At 53.3% G+C, this 17,673-nt stretch carries 15 protein-coding genes; 5 read left to right on the forward strand and 10 right to left on the reverse strand.

Annotated features, from left to right (window positions below; all coding sequences use genetic code 11):
* Positions 1-133 precede the first annotated feature (133 nt).
* On the forward strand, positions 134-757 hold the full coding sequence (rcsA, locus tag IEX01_RS17725) for a transcriptional regulator RcsA (protein WP_024558645.1): 624 nt from the start codon (positions 134-136) through the stop codon (positions 755-757).
* Positions 758-886: 129 nt separating this feature from the next.
* On the opposite strand, the gene dsrB is transcribed toward rcsA, so the two are convergent.
* Positions 887-1,075, reverse strand: a complete 189-nt coding sequence (gene dsrB, locus IEX01_RS17730; protein ID WP_024558644.1) for a protein DsrB — start codon at positions 1,073-1,075, stop codon at positions 887-889.
* Between the two features lie 119 nt (positions 1,076-1,194).
* Here dsrB and yodD point away from each other — a divergent pair, with 119 nt between their 5' ends.
* Positions 1,195-1,428 carry a YodD family peroxide/acid resistance protein gene (yodD, locus tag IEX01_RS17735; RefSeq protein ID WP_024558643.1) on the forward strand — a complete coding sequence of 78 codons (234 nt, stop codon included), beginning with the start codon at positions 1,195-1,197 and terminating at the stop codon, positions 1,426-1,428.
* A 314-nt stretch (positions 1,429-1,742) separates the two neighbouring features.
* The gene (locus tag IEX01_RS17740; RefSeq protein ID WP_024560635.1) at positions 1,743-2,564 is read left to right on the forward strand and encodes a mannosyl-3-phosphoglycerate phosphatase-related protein; all 822 of its coding nucleotides are present in this window, start codon (positions 1,743-1,745) and stop codon (positions 2,562-2,564) included.
* Here the strand turns inward: IEX01_RS17740 and dgcQ are convergent.
* The 3 genes from dgcQ to IEX01_RS17755 all read right to left on the reverse strand — a co-directional run bounded on the left by dgcQ (position 2,561) and on the right by IEX01_RS17755 (position 5,543).
* Complete coding sequence (dgcQ, locus tag IEX01_RS17745) at positions 2,561-4,222, reverse strand: cellulose biosynthesis regulator diguanylate cyclase DgcQ (RefSeq protein WP_229701871.1); 1,662 nt, start codon at positions 4,220-4,222, stop codon at positions 2,561-2,563. The genes IEX01_RS17740 and dgcQ overlap by 4 nt on opposite strands.
* Before the next feature lie 133 nt (positions 4,223-4,355).
* Positions 4,356-4,538: a YodC family protein gene (locus tag IEX01_RS17750; protein ID WP_024558640.1), complete on the reverse strand. Its 183-nt coding sequence runs from the start codon at positions 4,536-4,538 to the stop codon at positions 4,356-4,358.
* 90 nt (positions 4,539-4,628) lie between these two features.
* A complete protein-coding gene (locus IEX01_RS17755; RefSeq protein WP_024560633.1) occupies positions 4,629-5,543 on the reverse strand; it encodes a DUF808 domain-containing protein in 915 nt (304 codons plus the stop codon).
* A gap of 174 nt (positions 5,544-5,717) precedes the next feature.
* Between IEX01_RS17755 and yedA the strand changes: the two genes are divergently transcribed.
* Positions 5,718-6,629, forward strand: a complete 912-nt coding sequence (yedA, locus tag IEX01_RS17760; RefSeq protein ID WP_024558638.1) for a drug/metabolite exporter YedA — start codon at positions 5,718-5,720, stop codon at positions 6,627-6,629.
* A 2-nt stretch (positions 6,630-6,631) separates the two neighbouring features.
* On the opposite strand, the gene IEX01_RS17765 is transcribed toward yedA, so the two are convergent.
* The 3 genes from IEX01_RS17765 to IEX01_RS17775 all read right to left on the reverse strand — a co-directional run bounded on the left by IEX01_RS17765 (position 6,632) and on the right by IEX01_RS17775 (position 9,292).
* The gene (locus IEX01_RS17765; RefSeq protein ID WP_188724265.1) at positions 6,632-7,126 is read right to left on the reverse strand and encodes a very short patch repair endonuclease; all 495 of its coding nucleotides are present in this window, start codon (positions 7,124-7,126) and stop codon (positions 6,632-6,634) included.
* A gap of 4 nt (positions 7,127-7,130) precedes the next feature.
* Positions 7,131-8,522 carry a DNA cytosine methyltransferase gene (locus IEX01_RS17770; protein ID WP_024558636.1) on the reverse strand — a complete coding sequence of 464 codons (1,392 nt, stop codon included), beginning with the start codon at positions 8,520-8,522 and terminating at the stop codon, positions 7,131-7,133.
* Between the two features lie 71 nt (positions 8,523-8,593).
* Complete coding sequence (locus IEX01_RS17775) at positions 8,594-9,292, reverse strand: phosphohydrolase (protein WP_024558635.1); 699 nt, start codon at positions 9,290-9,292, stop codon at positions 8,594-8,596.
* Positions 9,293-9,906: 614 nt separating this feature from the next.
* On the opposite strand from IEX01_RS17775, the gene ompC reads away from it, so the two are divergent.
* Positions 9,907-11,049, forward strand: a complete 1,143-nt coding sequence (gene ompC / locus IEX01_RS17780) for a porin OmpC (RefSeq protein WP_024558634.1) — start codon at positions 9,907-9,909, stop codon at positions 11,047-11,049.
* Between the two features lie 87 nt (positions 11,050-11,136).
* Here ompC and IEX01_RS17785 read toward each other — a convergent pair whose 3' ends face one another.
* The 3 genes from IEX01_RS17785 to nfrB are packed head-to-tail and all read right to left on the reverse strand — an operon-like array spanning position 11,137 to position 17,225.
* Positions 11,137-12,027: a DUF4434 family protein gene (locus IEX01_RS17785; protein WP_188724266.1), complete on the reverse strand. Its 891-nt coding sequence runs from the start codon at positions 12,025-12,027 to the stop codon at positions 11,137-11,139.
* The gene (locus IEX01_RS17790; protein WP_373289695.1) at positions 12,028-15,000 is read right to left on the reverse strand and encodes a phage receptor; all 2,973 of its coding nucleotides are present in this window, start codon (positions 14,998-15,000) and stop codon (positions 12,028-12,030) included. It lies immediately after the preceding gene.
* Positions 14,997-17,225 (reverse strand): cyclic di-3',5'-guanylate-activated glycosyltransferase NfrB, encoded by a 2,229-nt coding sequence (gene nfrB, locus IEX01_RS17795; RefSeq protein WP_024560628.1) that lies wholly within the window; start codon positions 17,223-17,225, stop codon positions 14,997-14,999. Before nfrB ends, IEX01_RS17790 begins: the two co-directional genes overlap by 4 nt.
* Between the last annotated feature and the right edge of the window lie 448 nt (positions 17,226-17,673).

A 17,673-nucleotide genomic window follows, 5' to 3' on the forward strand; every position in this document is an offset into this window, starting at 1 on the left:
CCTGCTAACCGAATATTGCTTATGCAGTTTTTATCTCGTTATTGCTGGTCTTCGCAGAACGGCGGTCGTTCTCAGGCTAGTGGTGAAGCAATCGTTGTGCTTTAACGGATAACGCGTTTAGTGAGGGTATGCTATGTCAACGATTATTATGGATTTATGCAGCTATACGCGGCTTGGGCTAACCGGCTACCTTGCCAGTCGGGGAGTCAGAAAGCGGCAAATCTGTCACGTCGAAACGGTCGAAGCGCTGGAAGAAGCGTGCCAGAGCAAAGAACCTCATGTGGTATTTATTAACGAAGACTGCTTTATTCACGACGCGCCAAGCAGCTTACAAATTAAGCAGGTCATCAATCAACATCCTGGCACCTTATTTATCGTTTTTATGGCTATCGCTAATATCCATTTTGATGAATATCTGCGGGTGCGCAAAAATTTATTAATTAGCTCCAAGTCAATTAAGCCCGAATCGCTGGACAGCATTCTTGGCGAATATCTGGCAAAAGATATGCAATGCATCAGTCATATTAATTTGCCTACACTTTCGTTAAGCCGCACTGAATCAAGCATGTTACGGATGTGGATGTCGGGGCAAGGAACGATTCAGATTTCAGACCAGATGAATATCAAAGCGAAGACGGTTTCCTCGCATAAAGGCAATATCAAACGCAAAATAAAAACCCATAATAAGCAAGTTATTTATCATGTGGTCCGGCTAACGGATAATGTCACTAACGGCATTTTCGTTAATATGCGCTGACCCCTGACTCTGTACCCTACACCCTGCTCCTTGCCCGCAGCATCGTCTCACGGCAGACAACAAAAACGCTATCCGCTTGCGTTGGCTCAGCCCCAACAGCAAACCGCCCTCAAATGAGGGCAGCGTTAGTTATTCGGCTTTTTCTACAAAGATGCCGTCTGGATGTCCTTTCTCGTTAAAGAACCAAATTCCCAAAGGATAATCTTCCAGCGAGACCAGATACATTGTTCCTTCGTTAAATTCTTCAATCGCCAGCACGACACCCGGGCGACGCGGACCCCCGTCCGTTTTGACAGTAACCCGATCGTTAATATTCATAACCGTTCCTCCAGTGATCCTTCGTGCCAGTTTAGAACAAAACTCGCTGCCGGTGCGATATTTAGCGCCGCCTGCGAGCGTCTATACTTATCAGGGTACACAACCGGAGGGTGACGGTGATGAAAACGATGAAGCCAGACAGCGACAGCGCGCATCGCGACGCCGAAGTGGATGTGGATGCGCTGCTGGCTGCCATCAATGAAATCAGCGAAAGCGAAGTAAAGCGGGTGGACGGCAGCGACGACCCGCAACGGGTAAGCGTGGATGGGCGCGATTACCACACTTACACCGAACTTGCCGACGCGTTCGAGCTGGATATTCAGGATTTCAGGGTGAGCGAGCTCAACCGCTGAAATAAAAAATCCCGGCCTGGGGGGCCGGGATAAGCTTGCGAATGCAAGAAGCACGTAAAATTCGTTACACCAGGAAATCTGATGTCGGCAATCAACATATAGGCAATTTTTTTGCATGACAAGAATATATTTAGCCGATGAATAATTCATTCCGAATATTAAAAACAGTGATTATTACGCCAGGCCTTGGCCGAAGCCTGTTGGCTAAAAACGATCCCAACCTTGCCCATTTACAGGCGTGAATTTTTTGAGACTATTCCTGGTCAATCACTTTTCTGCAACATTTGCTTTTACACGCAAGACAAGGAGCCGACATGCCGCAACTACCGCTTAACGACAGCCTGCTGATTGTCACCGATCTCGACGGCACGCTGCTCGACCCTAATACCCACGCCTGGGAGGCGGCGCAGGGCTGGCTGTCCCGCCTTGTTGATAATCAAGTGCCGGTGGTGCTCTCCAGCAGCAAAACCTCTGCGGAGATCATTACCCTGCAAAAGGAGATGGGGCTGCAGGGATTACCGTTTATCGCTGAAAATGGCGCGGTGATCCAGCTTGATGAAAGCTGGAGCGATCATCCGGACTTTCCTCGCCTGCGCTGCGGCGCGGATCACGAGACTATCCTCGCCGTCATTGAAAAGCTTCGTCAGCAGCACGCCTATAAGCTTTTTAGCTTTGATGATGTAGACGATAAAACCATTGCCGAGTGGACCGGCCTCAGCCCGAAGCTCGCGGCGATGTCCCGACTGCTTGAGGCCTCTCAGACCCTTATCTGGCGTGATACTGATGAACGGCTGGCGGCGTTTGAGAAACAGCTCAACGAGGCTGGGCTGGTGCTTCAGGAAGGCGGGCGCTTCTGGCATGTTTTAGATGCGCAATGCGGCAAAGGCGAGGCGGTTAACTGGCTGAAGGCGCAATACCAGCAACGCGAAGGCAAACTGCGCACCACCCTTGGGCTGGGCGACGGCCCCAACGACGCCCTGCTATTGGATAATGTCGATTACGCGGTCGTGGTCAAGGGGCTTAGCCGTCACGGGGTGATTCTGCAAAACGAGGATCCGCAGCGGGTTTATCGCACGCAGCTTGCCGGGCCTGAAGGCTGGAACGAAGGGCTTGAGCACTTCGTTGCGAAGCGTTAGTCCCGGGCGCGCACGCCGTTGCGCCCGTTCTGCTTCGCCAGATAGAGCCTGCGGTCCGCGACTAACTGCAGTTGTTCGAAATCATAGGTGCCCTCCTCCTGCGCGCCGCTGACGCCCAGCGACCCGCTGATGCGCAGCGTCGTGTTCTGCGTTATCAGGATTTCCCGGGCGTTCAGCCTGGTGCGAATGCGTTCAGCAACGCGCTCCGCCTCGTCGCGCGTTGCGCCGGGCAGCAATATACAAAACTCTTCACCCCCAACCCTGCCAGCGATATCCTCCGCCCGCAGCGTCTGGCTCACCAGCCCCGCCGCATGGGAAAGCACACGGTCGCCCGCCTGGTGGCCGAAACGGTCGTTGACGCTTTTAAAGTGGTCCAGATCGAGCTGGATAACGGCGCAGGGTTGGTTTTGCTCGCGACAGCGCGCCGCTGCGTTTTTGGCCCGTTCAAAAAAGGCGCCGCGGTTATAAAGCCGGGTCAGCGTATCGTACCAGGCGCGCCACTGAAGATGATGCTGCATCTGGTACATGTCGTGCACCATCCTGCGGATAACCACCCAGGAGAAAATCAGCATGCTGGTAAAAAGCAGCCACAATAGCGCCAGCACCAGCGTGATTTTGCCAAACTCGCCGCTGGCGCTCTGGGCCAGCGTATCCACCCGCACCAGTACGCCGTCAAAATAGCTCAGCCGCGCCCAGCTGATAAATCGCGCTCCCAGGCGGTAATCCCCTTCGGTAGCCTTTTTCATCATTTGGGCAAGCTTCGTTTTCTGTTCGGCACTGAGCAGGCGCCCGCGGTGAGTGGTCGATTTCGTAGCGGCTATGACCTGAAAGTGGCTGTCATAAAGGACGATATCAGCCTCATGATCCTCTTCCAGCGACTCCAGTAAAAACTGCGTCACCGCATCCACTCTAAAATCCAGCGCCAGCACGCCGTACCAGCGTTGCTCATGGTCCAGCGGCACGCTGGCGGTAAGGGAGCGGTCGGCCTGATCAACCGGAGACTGACTGTGCGTCCAGCGTACGCCGCGCGTAGGATTGCTGCGTTTGGAATGGGCGGAAAAATAGGGATGGTTGACCAGCCGGTGATAATGGGCGCGAATGCGCGCCTCTTCCTGCTCCTGCGCCGCAGGGCTTAAATAAAAACCGGCGCGGGAGGTATAAAACATATTGCGCTGCAGCGCCGGGTCGGCGCTCGCGCTGTTCATCAGATAACTGAATTCAGAAGCGGCGGTCAGTTCCTGGTTAAGCCGCTCCTCTTCCCGGTTAAGGTAAGGGTTCTGTTCAACATAATCATCCGAAACGCCGCGCAGAGGGACGCCGCGTTTATCGTTTACGTTGAGCAGCCAGCCCTCGCTGTCGCGCTGTGCGAAGAACGCTGCCAGCGCCTCCTGAGAAGGCGTGATGACGGGCGCTTCCAGCGCCTCTTCCATGGCGGAGCGATAAAAAAGCAACCTGTCGACGCCATACTGCAAGTGTCTGTCCAGCGCAGTGGCGATGGTGTCGAGGCTGTTGCGCTGCCCGGCGAGGTAGGCGTTTTCCAGCACAACCACTTCACGCCAGGTCAGCAGCGTGGAGCAGAGTAAGACTATCGCAAAGCAAAGATTGACGACCCGACCAGGATGGCGAAAGCGGGTTGGATTTAACGTTCTCTTAAGCACCAGCAGGCTCCCTGCATTAACAGGCTATTCCCGGTTTTACTTGTCTTTCTACTTTATCCGCCAGCATTGCGCGCTGGCTAGCCTGCCGTCCGAACAGCCTGCAAAAACGCCCGGCTCAAACCGGGCGTTATCGTTAACGGCGTTCTTCACGCGCCTGCTTTTCACCCGGGATCAGTTCTTCTTCCCGGAAAGCTTCCCGCTGGACCCCATAGCCGTCGTACCACCGGCACTCGACCATGCCGCTGGAATACCCCGTAACCACCATGCTCGGGCCGCCGTTTTTACGCTTAACTTCATCGCTGACTAAAAAGACCATATCTGCCTCCTTCTCAGGGGTGAAAACTTTTACAAGATAGTAAAAGAACGCGACCATTGCCGGGCTTACAGCATGTAAACCAGAAAATTCTCAGTGTGCGTCTTTGCCGCGCAGGCGGTTTATGCCTTTTACAACGGCAAGCACGACAGCGCCAATGATAAAGCCGAGCACCAGGTTCATCAGCGTCGGCACCACCGCCTGCGCGATATGACCGCCCTGCTCCGCCCAGTGTTCGATAGCATGATGCACGGGCGTAAGGCCATGAACCACAATGCCGCCGCCCACCAGAAACATCGCCAGCGTGCCGAGCACCGACAGCGCTTTCATCAGCCACGGCGCCGTCACCAGCAGCCCTTTGCCCACGGCCTGCGCCAGCGTCGAGGTTTTATCGGCAAGCCAGTAACCGAGATCGTCAAGCTTCACAATAATGCCCACCAGCCCATAAACGCCGATAGTCACCAGAATGGCGATGCCTGCAAGGATCATGACCTGCGTTAACAGCGGGGCTTCCGCTACGATACCAAGGGTGATGGCGACGATCTCCGCCGACAGAATAAAGTCGGTACGAATGGCCCCTTTGACTTTGTCACGTTCAAAAACTTTCGGGTCTTGCCGTGCGATGGCTTCCAGCCGCTGACGGCGCTCTTCAGGCGTTTCCTTGTGCTTGCGCGCTTCAATGCTATGCAACACTTTTTCCACGCCCTCATAGCACAGGAATGCCCCGCCTATCATCAGCAGCGGCGTGATAGCCCAGGGCGCGAACGCGCTGATGATAAGCGCCAGCGGCACCAGGATAAGCTTATTAACGAACGACCCCTTCGCCACGCCCCAGACCACGGGCAACTCGCGGTTAGCGCGCACCCCGCTTACCTGCTGCGCGTTCAGTGAAAGATCGTCCCCCAGCACGCCTGCGGTCTTCTTTGCCGCCAGTTTGCCCATCATCGAAATGTCATCCAGCAGCGTGGCGATATCATCCAGCAGCGTTAAAAGACTACTTCCAGCCAAAATATTCATCCTTTGTTTGTGATCGGAAAGGTAATTATGGAACAAAAGCCTGAGCGCGGAAAATTCTCCATAAAATCAACAAAAAATTCATCAGAAATAAACAATTAAAAACCTCGCCTCGACAATATTTTTGTCGTTCACTATAAGCGTTCTTTATCAATGTCGTGAGGGAGTATGCGTTTCGCTAAAGTTTTGCCGCTGCTTGGGGCGCTTTTTGCGCTCTACATCATCTGGGGTTCCACCTACTTTGCTATCGCCATCGGCGTGAAAAGCTGGCCGCCGTTTATGATGGCCGGGGTTCGCTTTTTGGCTGCCGGGCTATTGCTCATGGCTTTTCTGTTGCTGACCGGCCACAAGCTGCCCGCTCGCCGTCCGCTGATGAACGCCGCGCTGATAGGCGTGCTGCTGCTGGCGGTAGGCAACGGCTTTGTTACCGTGGCGGAGCATATGCATGTGCCTTCCGGTATTGCCGCCGTCATGGTCGCCACCGTGCCGTTGTTTACGCTTATCTTCAGTCGCTGCTTTGGCCTGCCGACGCGCAAGCTCGAATGGTTCGGTATAGCTATCGGTCTTGTGGGCATTGTGTTGTTGAACAGCGGCGGCAACCTCAACGGCAACCCCTGGGGCGCGTTGCTGATTTTAATCGGCTCCCTGAGCTGGGCGTTTGGCTCGGTGTATGGTTCGCGCATCGAACTGCCTTCCGGCATGATGGCAGGCGCCGTTGAGATGCTTTGCGCAGGCGTGGTGCTAATGGCAGCCTCTTTCCTGACGGGCGAAAAGCTAACGACGATGCCGGACCTCTCGGGTTTCCTTGCCGTAGGCTATCTTGCGCTCTTCGGCTCGGTTATCGCCATTAACGCCTACATGTATCTTATTCGCAACGTTTCGCCTGCGATCGCCACCAGTTACGCCTACGTTAACCCCGTAGTGGCGGTACTGCTTGGCACCGGGCTTGGCGGCGAAAACCTCTCCGCTATTGAGTGGCTGGCGCTGGGGATTATTATTCTCGCCGTGCTGTTAGTAACGATAGGGAAATATCTGCTGCCGGCAAAGCCGACAGTGGTGGCATGTAAAGCTGAGAAATAGTTTCAGGCGGGCGGCGCAGGCCGCTCGCGCTCTGTGGCGTGGATGCCGAGCGTATCGATTTCCGCCTGCGCGCCGCCGCTGCAAATCCACTCTTCCAGCCGTTCTTTGAGCGCCGCGTCAGAAAGCTTCACCCGGCCCCGCAGGGCGCACTCCCAGACCACTAATACCCGCCAGCCTTCATCCCGCAGACGCGAAATATCGCGACGGTCGCGTTCAACGTTCTTGCCGATTTTCTCAAGCCAGAAATCGGTACGGGTAGCGGGCACTTTGAAGAGATAGCAGTCGTGATGATGCCAGAAGCAGCCGTGCGTGAAGATAATGCAGCGGTAGTCGTCGAGCACGAAGTCGGGCTTGCCCGCCAGTTCCGCATCCTGCACGCGAAAGCCGAAACCTGCTTCGCCAAGCAGCCCGGCCAGTCGTTTTTCAATGGCGGTGTCGCGCGTAGCGATGGCGCGCATGTTCTTACTGCGTATCGCTTTGCTGTGCACATCCGCCATAGGGTTACTCCTGTCGTTGTTTTACTGCCTGTAAAATGCGGGGACGAAGCAGTTGCGCCACCGCGGCAAACACAGGCACCACGACGGAGTTGCCAAACTGCCGGTACGCCTGGGTATCGGAAACCGGAATGCGAAAGCGGTGCTCATGCGGCAGCTCAAACCCCATTAACCTCGCGCATTCACGGGGCGTTAAGCGGCGCGGCCGACGCTGCTGATTATCGGGATGGTCGAAATCCTCTTCGCCGAGCGGCTTGTTCCAGCCTCGATCGACCAGGATTTCCGCGCCGTCTTTGTAATAGCGTGCGGAAAGCGTGCGGGCCACGCTGAGCGGATTTTGCGGGTCGACCAGGCCGAAGCCGAAGCCGTTGCCTTTCGCCTGATGCTTTTGCGCGTAGCGGTAGAGGTATTTCCAGAGCGTCGGCGTCAGCACATAGCGGGCGTCAACCGTTGGGTCGAGCAGTTCGCCAAAGGCGGGACGACGTTCGGGATAAAAGGCGGGCAAATCGCGCAGCGTAAACCCCGCATGCAAGTTAAGATCGCGGCGAAAACCCACCAGCACGATACGCTCGCGGTGCTGCGGCAGGAAATGTCGGCCATCGATGATTTTCGGGTCGCCTGCGCCCATCTCGCGCGCGTCCGCCACTTCATACCCGAGCTCATCCAGCGTTTCCATAATGATGCGGAACGTGTTGCCTTTATCGTGGCTCTTCAGGTTCTTCACGTTTTCGAGCACGAAAATAGCCGGGCGTTTGGCGGCGATAATGCGCGCCACATCAAAAAAGAGCGTGCCCTGCGTTTCGCAGGCGAAACCATGAGCACGGCCCAGCGCGTTTTTCTTCGACACGCCCGCCAGTGAAAAAGGCTGGCACGGAAAACCCGCCAGCAGAACGTCGTGATCGGGCAATGTCGCCTGAATATGCGCCGCGGCCTCTTCATCGCTGATTTCGACGCGGTTGCTTAAGGTAACGTCGCGAATATCCTCATTAAAGCGGTGCGCCTGTGGGTCGCAATACCAGTTAGCTTTATAAGTGCGGACGGCGTGTTTGTTCCACTCGCTGGTAAAGACGCACTGCCCGCCAATGGCTTCAAAGCCGCTGCGAATGCCGCCGATGCCAGCAAAAAGGTCGATAAAGCGGAAGGCGTAATGGGGATGATGTTTCGGCGGCGCAGGCAGCAGCGCGCTTAGCGACGCCTCTTCGCGCGGCGTCAGGCGCGTTTGCTCCGCTTCGCGGGTGAGTTCGCGTTTCAGTATGGCCCGGCTCCAGGTTTTATCCCCCGCCTCATTAAGACGCGCAACCAGGGTTTTTACGTCGTAGATTTCCAGCAGTCGCGATAAAAGAGAGCGCCCGACGGGCGGGCAGGCGACCTCGTCAATAACAAATTGATTTTCCAGCATTGCGTTAGCCATACAGAACGAATATCTGACAGAGTAACACAAAATGGACCGCCACGACGGTTAGCGCGTCTTCAGGGCAACAGCCTGCTGAAGCGGCGCAATACGTCTTCATCAAGCTGGCAATATTCGCCTTTTAGTTCAGCACACAGCTTCGCCATGTAGTGCACAAGGAAGTCGGCGTTGTAATGCGCCAGCGCCCTGCCCGCCTCGGTCTGCATGGTATCCGGCAAAGTCAGCAGCTTTTTCTGAAAGTGATCCAGCGCCCAGGCGGCGTCGTCCAGTTCACGCTCCATCGCCAACGGATCCTCGCCGTCGAACAGCGCTCGTCCTAACGCGCCGGAAGTGTAAAAGACGCGGGCGAGGCCTATTGCGCCAAGCGACTCCAGCCGGTCGGCATCCTGGACGATTTTCGCCTCCAGCGTTTGCGGCGCAATGCCGGCGCTGAAACTGTGCGCCTGCACGGCATGAGCGACATCGTCATAAAGCGTGTGCGGGAAATCGGGAAAGTGTTCGGCCAGAATGTTCAGGGTTTCCTGGGCGGCGCGCGTGGAAGCCAGATGCCGTTCGGGGTGATTTTTAGGCAGGTTAACGACATCGTGAAAATAGCAGGCGGCGAGCACCACCAGACGGTCGGCTTCCGTGCCCTGCATAATTTGCTGCGCGGTTTTCCATACGCGCCTGAAGTGCGCCACGTCATGCGCCTTATCATCCTGCAACCAGCTCTGGTTGAACCAGACCTCGAAACGCTCTTGCCAGTGGGATAGGGTCATAGGTACTCCTGATTGCGCTGCGGGCCCGTTTATTATTTGTAACGCAGATCACAAATTTATCAAGACGTAGCCCACGCGACGGCTTCATACATCATCACTATTGACGCTAATGCTCCTGATCAACCAGGACGTCTACGCTAACCTACGCGTCATCCGGCATCACGGAGGATAAAAGCGCTTTGTTACAGAAAAGTTATTCAGAAAAGCGGTTAAAACGCACCGGTTATTTTTATCTGCCGCTTATTGGCAACACTGTCTTTTACACATCAGTGTCGGTTCAGGGAATAAATAAAGGCAGAAACAGCGTTGAGCAGACACATTTATCTGACAAAAAAACGTTCGCGCAGGAGCGCCTTTAACAAATTCAACTTATTGATATGTAAGCCAGGTTAACAAACCACCAGAGCTTAACTTTATTTCTAATTTCCACCACGAATAACAAAAGCACAATCATTTATTATCCAAATAACTTCTTAACTTTTTCCTAATTATTGTTTTCACTCTTCCCCCTCACAGATTCTCTTTCGGAAATTATAAGAATTAAGGATAGAATCCTGCCCGGCATTAAATGAAAAGTGCCATTCATGGTATTTATGATTATAAGGATATTGATAATGAAGAGAAAAGTTTTGGCATTGCTCGTCCCCGCTTTATTAGCGATGGGCACGGCTCACGCTGCAGAAATATATAATAAAGACGGCAATAAATTAGACCTCTTTGGTAAAGTCGACGCGCGGCACACTTTCTCCGACAATCCAGGAGATGATGGCGACGGCACCTATATAGAGTTGGGTTTTAAAGGCGAAACGCAAATTTCCAACGATCTTACCGGCTATGGCATGTGGAACTATAAGCTCATGGCCAACAGCGTTGAAAGCGACAACACTTCTTATAACAAACTGGCTTTCGCCGGCCTGAAGTATGGCGACTACGGCTCCTTCGACTATGGTCGTAACTATGGCGTCATCTACGACGTGGAAGCCTGGACGGATATGCTGCCGGTCTTTGGCGGCGATTCTTACACCTATCACGATAACTACATGATAGGGCGCGGCAACGGCATGGCGACTTATCGCAATACCGACTTCTTTGGCCTGGTGGAAGGCTGGAATTTCGCGCTGCAATACCAGGGCAACAACGAAGGCGAAGGTCAAGGCAACGAAGGCGCAGGTGTGGGTCACAACAGCCTTGCCAGCCAGAACGGCGACGGCTTCGGCATATCGACCACATATGATTTTGGCATGGGTTTTGCCGCCTCAGCCGCTTACTCTTCTGCCGACCGCACTACCGCTCAGGCTAATGCTGGCCGTGGAAAGAGCGCTTATGCTGGCGGCGAGCGTGCGGACGCATGGGCAGCCGGTTTGAAATATGACGCGAATAACCTTTATCTGGCCGCAACCTTTGCTGAAACGCGCAACATGACCCCGTATGGCAGCAGCGACAGCCGTCTTGGCGGCGGTATCGCAGATAAAACCCAGAACATTGAAGTGGTAGCGCAATACCAGTTCGACTTTGGCTTGCGTCCGTCGCTGGCTTTCCTGCAATCAAAAGCCAAAGACGTCTGGTATGATGGCCGATATTTTAATAAAGATTTGGTCAAATACGCCGATGTTGGCGCCTCCTGGTATCTGAATAAAAACTTCCTTACCTATGTTGATTACAAAATCAACCTGCTGGAAGAAGAAGATAACTTCTACCGCAACAATGGCATCGCCACCGATGACATCGTTGGCGTAGGTATGGTTTACCAGTTCTGACAATCAGCTGACGCCAAAGCCCGCCGCCGTGCGGGCTTTTTTATTGCCAGCCTTTAGCGAGCTTTTTAATGTTTTTTTGACGACGCGTTAATCATTACGGAGAACATTTTTTGCGGCTGGCAAATAGCGTAGCGAGAAATAAAGTCTGTTTTTCCCACACAACGAACGTCTTTCCAGCAGCTCCTGAATTTGTCCTGCCGATTTGGGTTGCGCGCTAAAAACCTTGCCAGGATTGGCTGTAAAGATTTCATAAACGATGCCGCTGCCAGGTGTTTTTACTTCGCATCCAGCGCTGGCCTGTAAATAAAGTTCGCGCTGTACTGTGTTAAGTTTGCCTACGCCGCCGCCATCCTGAATAAGAACGTTTACCCCTGTCTCTTCTATATCTGCGACCAGTTGACGATAGCCCTCCGGCGACATGTTGCCGGAAAAAAAGCTGCTGATATAAACGGGCTTGTGCAGAACGGCGACCAACTGGCGACGCGTATCGCTCAACCACTTGGTCATCTGCCCCCGCGCCGCTTTATCACGCCAGTTACTATCGTCTATTTCCGCGCTGATGTACCAACCATCCGGCTGAAAACCCATGGTTTTGGCCCATAACCTCGCCTGGCGACGATCCTGTACGAGTAAGCGATTTAAGTAGTTAGCCTGCGCGGCAAGCGGCTGCTTCTGACGCGTAAAGAAATCGGGGTCGGCATTTAAGCCTATGATAACCTTCAACCCCGCCTGACGCGCCGCCTGCGCTTTCTTTAACAGAAGAGCGCGTTCGGTTTCGTTAGCAAACGCCTCGCCATAGCGCGTCCACTGTATTACCAGCGTATCAAACCCTTGCTGACGCAGCGTTTGCATCAATGACTGCCAGCTCGTGTCGCTTGCAAGGTTATCTCGCAATTGCGGTTGCCAGAAAATGCCTGTCATTGCAAATGAGGGCGCGTTCACCAGTAAAAGAAATAACAAAAAGAGGCATTTATTCATTTACCAGTGAACTCCAACCGTAACAAAGACATTGTTGCGCTCGCCCGAACGTTGATTAACGCTGTTCAGGATATGCTGATACTCAAGGCCCAGGCTTACTTTATGCGGCCAGGCATCGTATCGGGTTTCGCCGGTCCAGATGTTCCATCGTACGCCCGCGCCGCCAGTCTGCGCCCCCCGTGTTTCACCATTACGGTAACCGTTGGTCTGCAAATGGGCATAGGGCTCCAGCGTTTGCCCATCGGTTATTTTTTCATGCCAGCTGACGCGATAATCAACGGTCCATGCCTGAATGTCTTGCCGCACATACTGTGCAGCATCAAGATAAAGATTGTTCGCAAACCAGCCTGGCCCGTTCGGATGCCACTCATCACTGAAACGACCATTATTGAAAAACGAGGCGCTGGCGCGAAGCATGGCATCCGATTCACCGTGATGGCTATCAAGCGGCGCCTGTTGCTCAATGGCAAGAAAGAAAACCGTTTCCCGCAGCGGTTTCCAGCGCAGACCTGCCCCAATCATGGGGTTTTTTACGGGCATCGCTACGCCTGATCCTGCCGTATCGGCAAACAGGCGGCTATATACAGAGAGCAAGTCGCCTTCCAGCAACTGGTTTCGGCCGACACGATATTCCGCTTCAAGCTGGCCGTAGCTTCGGTAGCTCTTCCCTGGCGATACGTCGTTAAGGTTATTATTCACTGAATTAAGAGTGCCAGAGCGCAGGCCGACGGAACTGTCATACGTAAAACTCCAGCGTCGCGCAATGTCTTCATGCAGTCGTCTGAAAGCAAAACGCTGCTGCTTTTGCTCAGCTGTCGGCGGTGCGAGTTCCGCGTCGTCATTAATTTCATCAATAACCTGGCGGGCATAATATTGCGCCGCCGAGACGTTCTGTAACCGCTGATTCACATAAGCGAGTTGCTTAATAAGCGCGGGATCGTCCGGCATCGCCTTATAAGCTTGCTCAAGCAAAACACGCGACTGAACCGCGTTACCGTCTTGCCATAACGCATATCCCAAAGCCGCCTGAAGCGATGCGTTTTGCGGCTCCATTGTCAGCGCCTGGCGTAAATCATCAATCGCCGCGCGGGTGTTGCCCTGCAGACGGTAAATACTGGCACGGGAAACATAAACTTGCGCCGAAGGCCCGATTGCCAACGCGCGATTGAAATCAGCTAACGCTTTTTCAGGCTCTCCTGGCAGGTAGCGTTGTGCATGAAGCCACCAGTAATGCTCGCTGTTATCCAACCCACGCTGTTTCTCTTCCTCCAACAAGCGATAGAGCATATCCTGCTCTTGCGCCGCGTGAGCTGTATTTGCCGCCGCAACCAGATCCGCATTACTCATCTCGTTAACAGGTATTTTCCTCCAGGCGCGCATAGCAGCAGCATAATCCTGAACCTGGTAGGCTTGATACGCCACCGCCCGGTGGTACCAGACATCGGGCGAATGGGCTGCCGCTTGCTGAAAGGCATAGAGCGCCACGCCGGGTAACGTTTCGCGATAACAGGCCGCCAACCTGCTCCACGACGCCGCGTCATAGGCTGGAGACATATCACCAAGCAGGCTACTCAGGGCTGAACAATCCTCCACGAGCCACGGCAACTGGCTTTGCAAGCGCCGTTGAACGGAAGAGTGAAGCGGCTTCGAGAGTTCTGTTTTCTGCGCGTCAGATGCCCATTGGGGATGCTCATGCAATAGCTCAACGAGCCGCATCAATAACCTGAGCGTTATTTTTTCATCACCCTGGAACGGATAGCGCTGCAGTAAAATTTGCGCTGCCTCCTGCGATTGCCCCGCCTGGATCAATTGCCAGCTAAGCGCATCCAGGCGCTGCAAATCATGCGGGTAGCGCGCATAGAGACGTTGAGCCAGTTGCAGCGTTTCATGGCTGTTATGACTTGCTATGCTCAATTCATAACGCGCTTGCAGAAACGCATCCTGGGGCAGTCCGGCCAGCATTTGGCGCGCAGCGGCGTAATGACCAGACTTCAGCAGCCCTGGCAGCGTTGCACCCGCTATGTATGACCGATTTTCACTAAACTGCGCGTTATAGTTCGCCAGCGCCTCTTGCGGATGAACACTGAAACGTGACAGTAAATAAATCCACCGTTTTTCCTGTTCAGCCGTATGGAAAACAGGCTGTCGCTGCGCGAGGAAGCGTTGCAGAAGCGCTGTCTCGCCCCGTTGCACAAGCGTTGCGGCATAAGCGAGATGATTTTCAGGGCTGTTGAAAAGCCCCTGCGATTGCCGGGCCTGTAGGTTCTCATCCTGATGCGCGGCAAGTAATACAGTAAACCATTGTTCTTGCTCAGCGGGGCTCAGGCGTTGCTGCTGAAAGCGTTCAGAGAAAAGCGTGTCTGCTATGTCCCATTGTTTCAGGTAGATTGCCCGTTGCAGCGTGTCATTACGCAGCGCCTCACCGAGCGAATGCGCGGCAAACACCGGATCGCGAAGCTGCTGACGGGCAATCTGAATCTCACCGAGTCGCAACGCGTTTTGTCCTGTTTCGCTGCGGCAGCGAACAGAAGGTTCTTCATCGCATCGCTGCTGTTGCGCCAGTAACTCCGGCACAGATGTTACCAACACAGGCTCAACAGGTATCGCCGCCAGGCTTTGCGCCAGTTTTTTATTGTCGGGGTGCTGTTTTAATTGCTGCGAAAGCAGACTCGATGCTTGCTTATTGTGACCAAAATGGCGAAGCGCTTCTGCCTGATAAAGCGTTAACTGAACATTATTGGGTTCACGTCGACGTATCTCTTCAAATTCACGCAGCGCAGTTTTTTCATCATTTTGCTTTTGCGCCCTTAAAGCCTTTTCCAGATGAGGATAGATGATGAAATAGCGACAATCGCTCAGCCCAAGCGCTGCGGCGCTGGTTTCGGTGGTGTCCTCCTGCGCCAGTACGCTGCCGCTGAGAAGTGAAGCAATAAAAAACGTTAAAAGGCGGTGAGAATGGATACGCATTATCATGCCGCCTGCTCCAGCGCTGCCATCTGCTGCGTCGTCAGACCCGCTTCACTCAGCAATGTCTGCATTGACAATTGCAACTCCTGTTGCCGCGACAATACCCGGCTGAGCGTCTCTTGGCTAATAACGCCCTCCTTCACCAGAAATTCACCCAACGGTAAGTGGCTGCGCTCGTGACGCAATAGCAACGCGTTGATCGCCGAGCTATTAATATGCCCTAACGTAGTGAGTACTTCGGCGAAAAGGAACTGATGGGGCACAAAACGATGCCAGATAGCTTCTGACTGCGCTTCGCTTATCCACCCTTCTTTCACCGCCGTCTGCAAAAGGCTGCGATCGTCCTGGCCGCGATAACGCGCGTACCAGTGCCTCAGGCCTGTGACAACCTGTCCCCGGGGCACGATGACATATTCCACTTCGCAATTAAGTTTACGGGAAAGCGCTGCCAGAGAGACCGGATCGATACCATTTTCACTGGCAAGCACCATTACGCCCCGCTCTATTCGCAGCGGCAGTATGGCATAGCGCAGCGCGATGGAAGCGGGCACCTTAGCAATCAGCGCGACAGGAATTTCCCAGGCGTCAATCGACTCTGTGCGTACGCCATTTTGTTCTGCCAGCGCTTGCGCCAGTTGGGTTGACGTAATAACACCCTGCAACATAAGCGAGCCGCCCAAATGCAAACCCGGTATACGGTTCATTAACGCCTGCTCAAGTTGCGCTTCAGTAATTATCTGATGGGCTATAAGGATTTGACCCAACGGTCGCAGGGCGCGAGTCTCGCCGGTTACGCTTGGAAAATCATGCGTGGTTTTATCCCATGCTACTCGTCTGGGATCGCCGTGTTGAATAACTTGTCTGATGGCGCGCCAGTTGGCCATGAAGTTAACCAGGTTGCCCCAGAAAAGACGGATGACAGAAAGTAATCCCTGTCCGAGTCCGTAGTAGACCGTTACGAAAATAACGCGCTGAAGAATACGGTTAATCATCAGCCCTAAATTCACCCACAGTAGCGTCATCAGCCACGGGCCGCCGGTGAAAATAGAGAGAAATTGCCACGCATCCGGCCAGAGGTGTTGGTAGAGCCATAGCGCCACCAGTTGAACCATGATGAGCATTGCCGTAAAGCTCAGAAAATTGCTTATTGCTCCTTTCCGGTCACGCCAGAGGAAGTAATTCAGCGTCGGGCTGGCGCTCCATTTATGCGTTTTGAGCCCCTGAAAGACAATGCCAATTATCCAACGCGACTTCTGTCGCACTGCGGTAGAAAAGGTATCAGGGAAATATTCGCGTACGCAGATAACATTCGATGAGCGGGCCCGCTGGAGAAAGCGGCGCGGCTGATTACCCTCTGATTCGCTCACTACCGGAAAGCGAACAAAAATTTCCGTCATTCCTTTAGTTTTAAGACGAAAGCCAATGTCGTAGTCTTCTGTAAGACTTTGCACGTCGAAGGCGATGCCGTCCCCGTCGGCCAGAAGCGCCATAACGGCTCGGCGGCTAAAGCAGGTGCCAACGCCTGCGCTTGGCACCTGGCCGGCAATGGCTTCACGCACCGGCACATCTTTACCATGAAGTTCGGCAAACTCATCGATATAAGACATGCTGGTGAAATGGTTCCATTTCCGTTCAAAGGGATAAACAGGAATTTGAATTAAATCTTTACGCTCGACAAGATAATTAAAAAGGCGCAACTCAAGCGGTGAAATAACATCTTCAGCATCATGCAAAATAAAGCCAGAAAAGGCGAATTTAGCGCTACGCTCAAATTGTGTGATGGCATCAAGAATATTATTCAGACAATCCGCTTTGCTGGTAGGTCCGGGTCGAGCGCACACCACTTTATGCACGTTCGGGAAACGCGCACAGACTTCATCTACATCGCGCTGGGTATCAGGATCGTTTGGATAAGTCCCCACAAAAATATGGTAATTTTCATAATCCAGCGTGGTAGCGGCAAGCTCTGCCATATTACCGATGACGCCAGTTTCATTCCATGCAGGCACCATGATGGCTAAAGGTTTTTCATCAGGCTCATAAAGCGCCTGGTAATCCATAGGCTTATGCCGCCGGTAAACAGTGACGGCGCGCCTTGCTCTTCTTACCCAATAGACTATATCAATGAAGAGATCGTCCAGGCCGCTAATAAGCATCATTAAAGCCAGCCCGATGGCGATAAACTTTAAGCCATAAAGATAGGTCGCAAAAATATCAACCAGTCCATTCATGCTGAGACACCCTGTACGATATGAATGGAATTATGCGCAATCCATTTTTTTAGTGTTATCAGGCTACTTTTCATTTTTAATGATATTCACATTTTTATTTAAAAGAGCACGCATTGTCCGCACAAAAATAATCTCTATGGCGCATTTCTAAAACGCCCATTCATATAGCCGCCGCATCAGCTGCAACGTGATATTTATTTCATGGCGTAACTATTTCAACGCATACTAAAAGCGTAAAAGCGGTGTCGCCGGCACCATTTTGCGTCCAAAATAATACACCTACTGGCACTTTAGTACCAGATTTAACCAAAAAACGAGGGCCGTAAGGTTGCCACTACAAGGCGTGCGCACGTGGACTGTTAGCCGAAGGTAGCCCGTAGCGATAAAACATAAACCTGAATGATGGAAGAGAATACAACCAGGGAATAAGATAGCAGGACAAATGGGG

Source organism: Franconibacter daqui (genome assembly GCF_014644275.1).
GTDB classification, from domain to species: domain Bacteria; phylum Pseudomonadota; class Gammaproteobacteria; order Enterobacterales; family Enterobacteriaceae; genus Franconibacter; species Franconibacter pulveris.

Bases quoted from the DNA above. Each gene is read 5' to 3' on its own strand.
- rcsA (WP_024558645.1), top strand. From the start codon at position 134: ATGTCAACGATTATTATGGATTTATGCAGCTATACGCGGCTTGGGCTA.
- dsrB (WP_024558644.1), bottom strand. From the start codon at position 1,075: ATGAATATTAACGATCGGGTTACTGTCAAAACGGACGGGGGTCCGCGT.
- yodD (WP_024558643.1), top strand. From the start codon at position 1,195: ATGAAAACGATGAAGCCAGACAGCGACAGCGCGCATCGCGACGCCGAA.
- IEX01_RS17740 (WP_024560635.1), top strand. From the start codon at position 1,743: ATGCCGCAACTACCGCTTAACGACAGCCTGCTGATTGTCACCGATCTC.
- IEX01_RS17750 (WP_024558640.1), bottom strand. From the start codon at position 4,538: ATGGTCTTTTTAGTCAGCGATGAAGTTAAGCGTAAAAACGGCGGCCCG.
- yedA (WP_024558638.1), top strand. From the start codon at position 5,718: ATGCGTTTCGCTAAAGTTTTGCCGCTGCTTGGGGCGCTTTTTGCGCTC.
- IEX01_RS17765 (WP_188724265.1), bottom strand. From the start codon at position 7,126: ATGGCGGATGTGCACAGCAAAGCGATACGCAGTAAGAACATGCGCGCC.
- IEX01_RS17770 (WP_024558636.1), bottom strand. From the start codon at position 8,522: ATGCTGGAAAATCAATTTGTTATTGACGAGGTCGCCTGCCCGCCCGTC.
- IEX01_RS17775 (WP_024558635.1), bottom strand. From the start codon at position 9,292: ATGACCCTATCCCACTGGCAAGAGCGTTTCGAGGTCTGGTTCAACCAG.
- ompC (WP_024558634.1), top strand. From the start codon at position 9,907: ATGAAGAGAAAAGTTTTGGCATTGCTCGTCCCCGCTTTATTAGCGATG.
- IEX01_RS17785 (WP_188724266.1), bottom strand. From the start codon at position 12,027: ATGAATAAATGCCTCTTTTTGTTATTTCTTTTACTGGTGAACGCGCCC.
- IEX01_RS17790 (WP_373289695.1), bottom strand. From the start codon at position 15,000: ATGATAATGCGTATCCATTCTCACCGCCTTTTAACGTTTTTTATTGCT.
- nfrB (WP_024560628.1), bottom strand. From the start codon at position 17,225: ATGAATGGACTGGTTGATATTTTTGCGACCTATCTTTATGGCTTAAAG.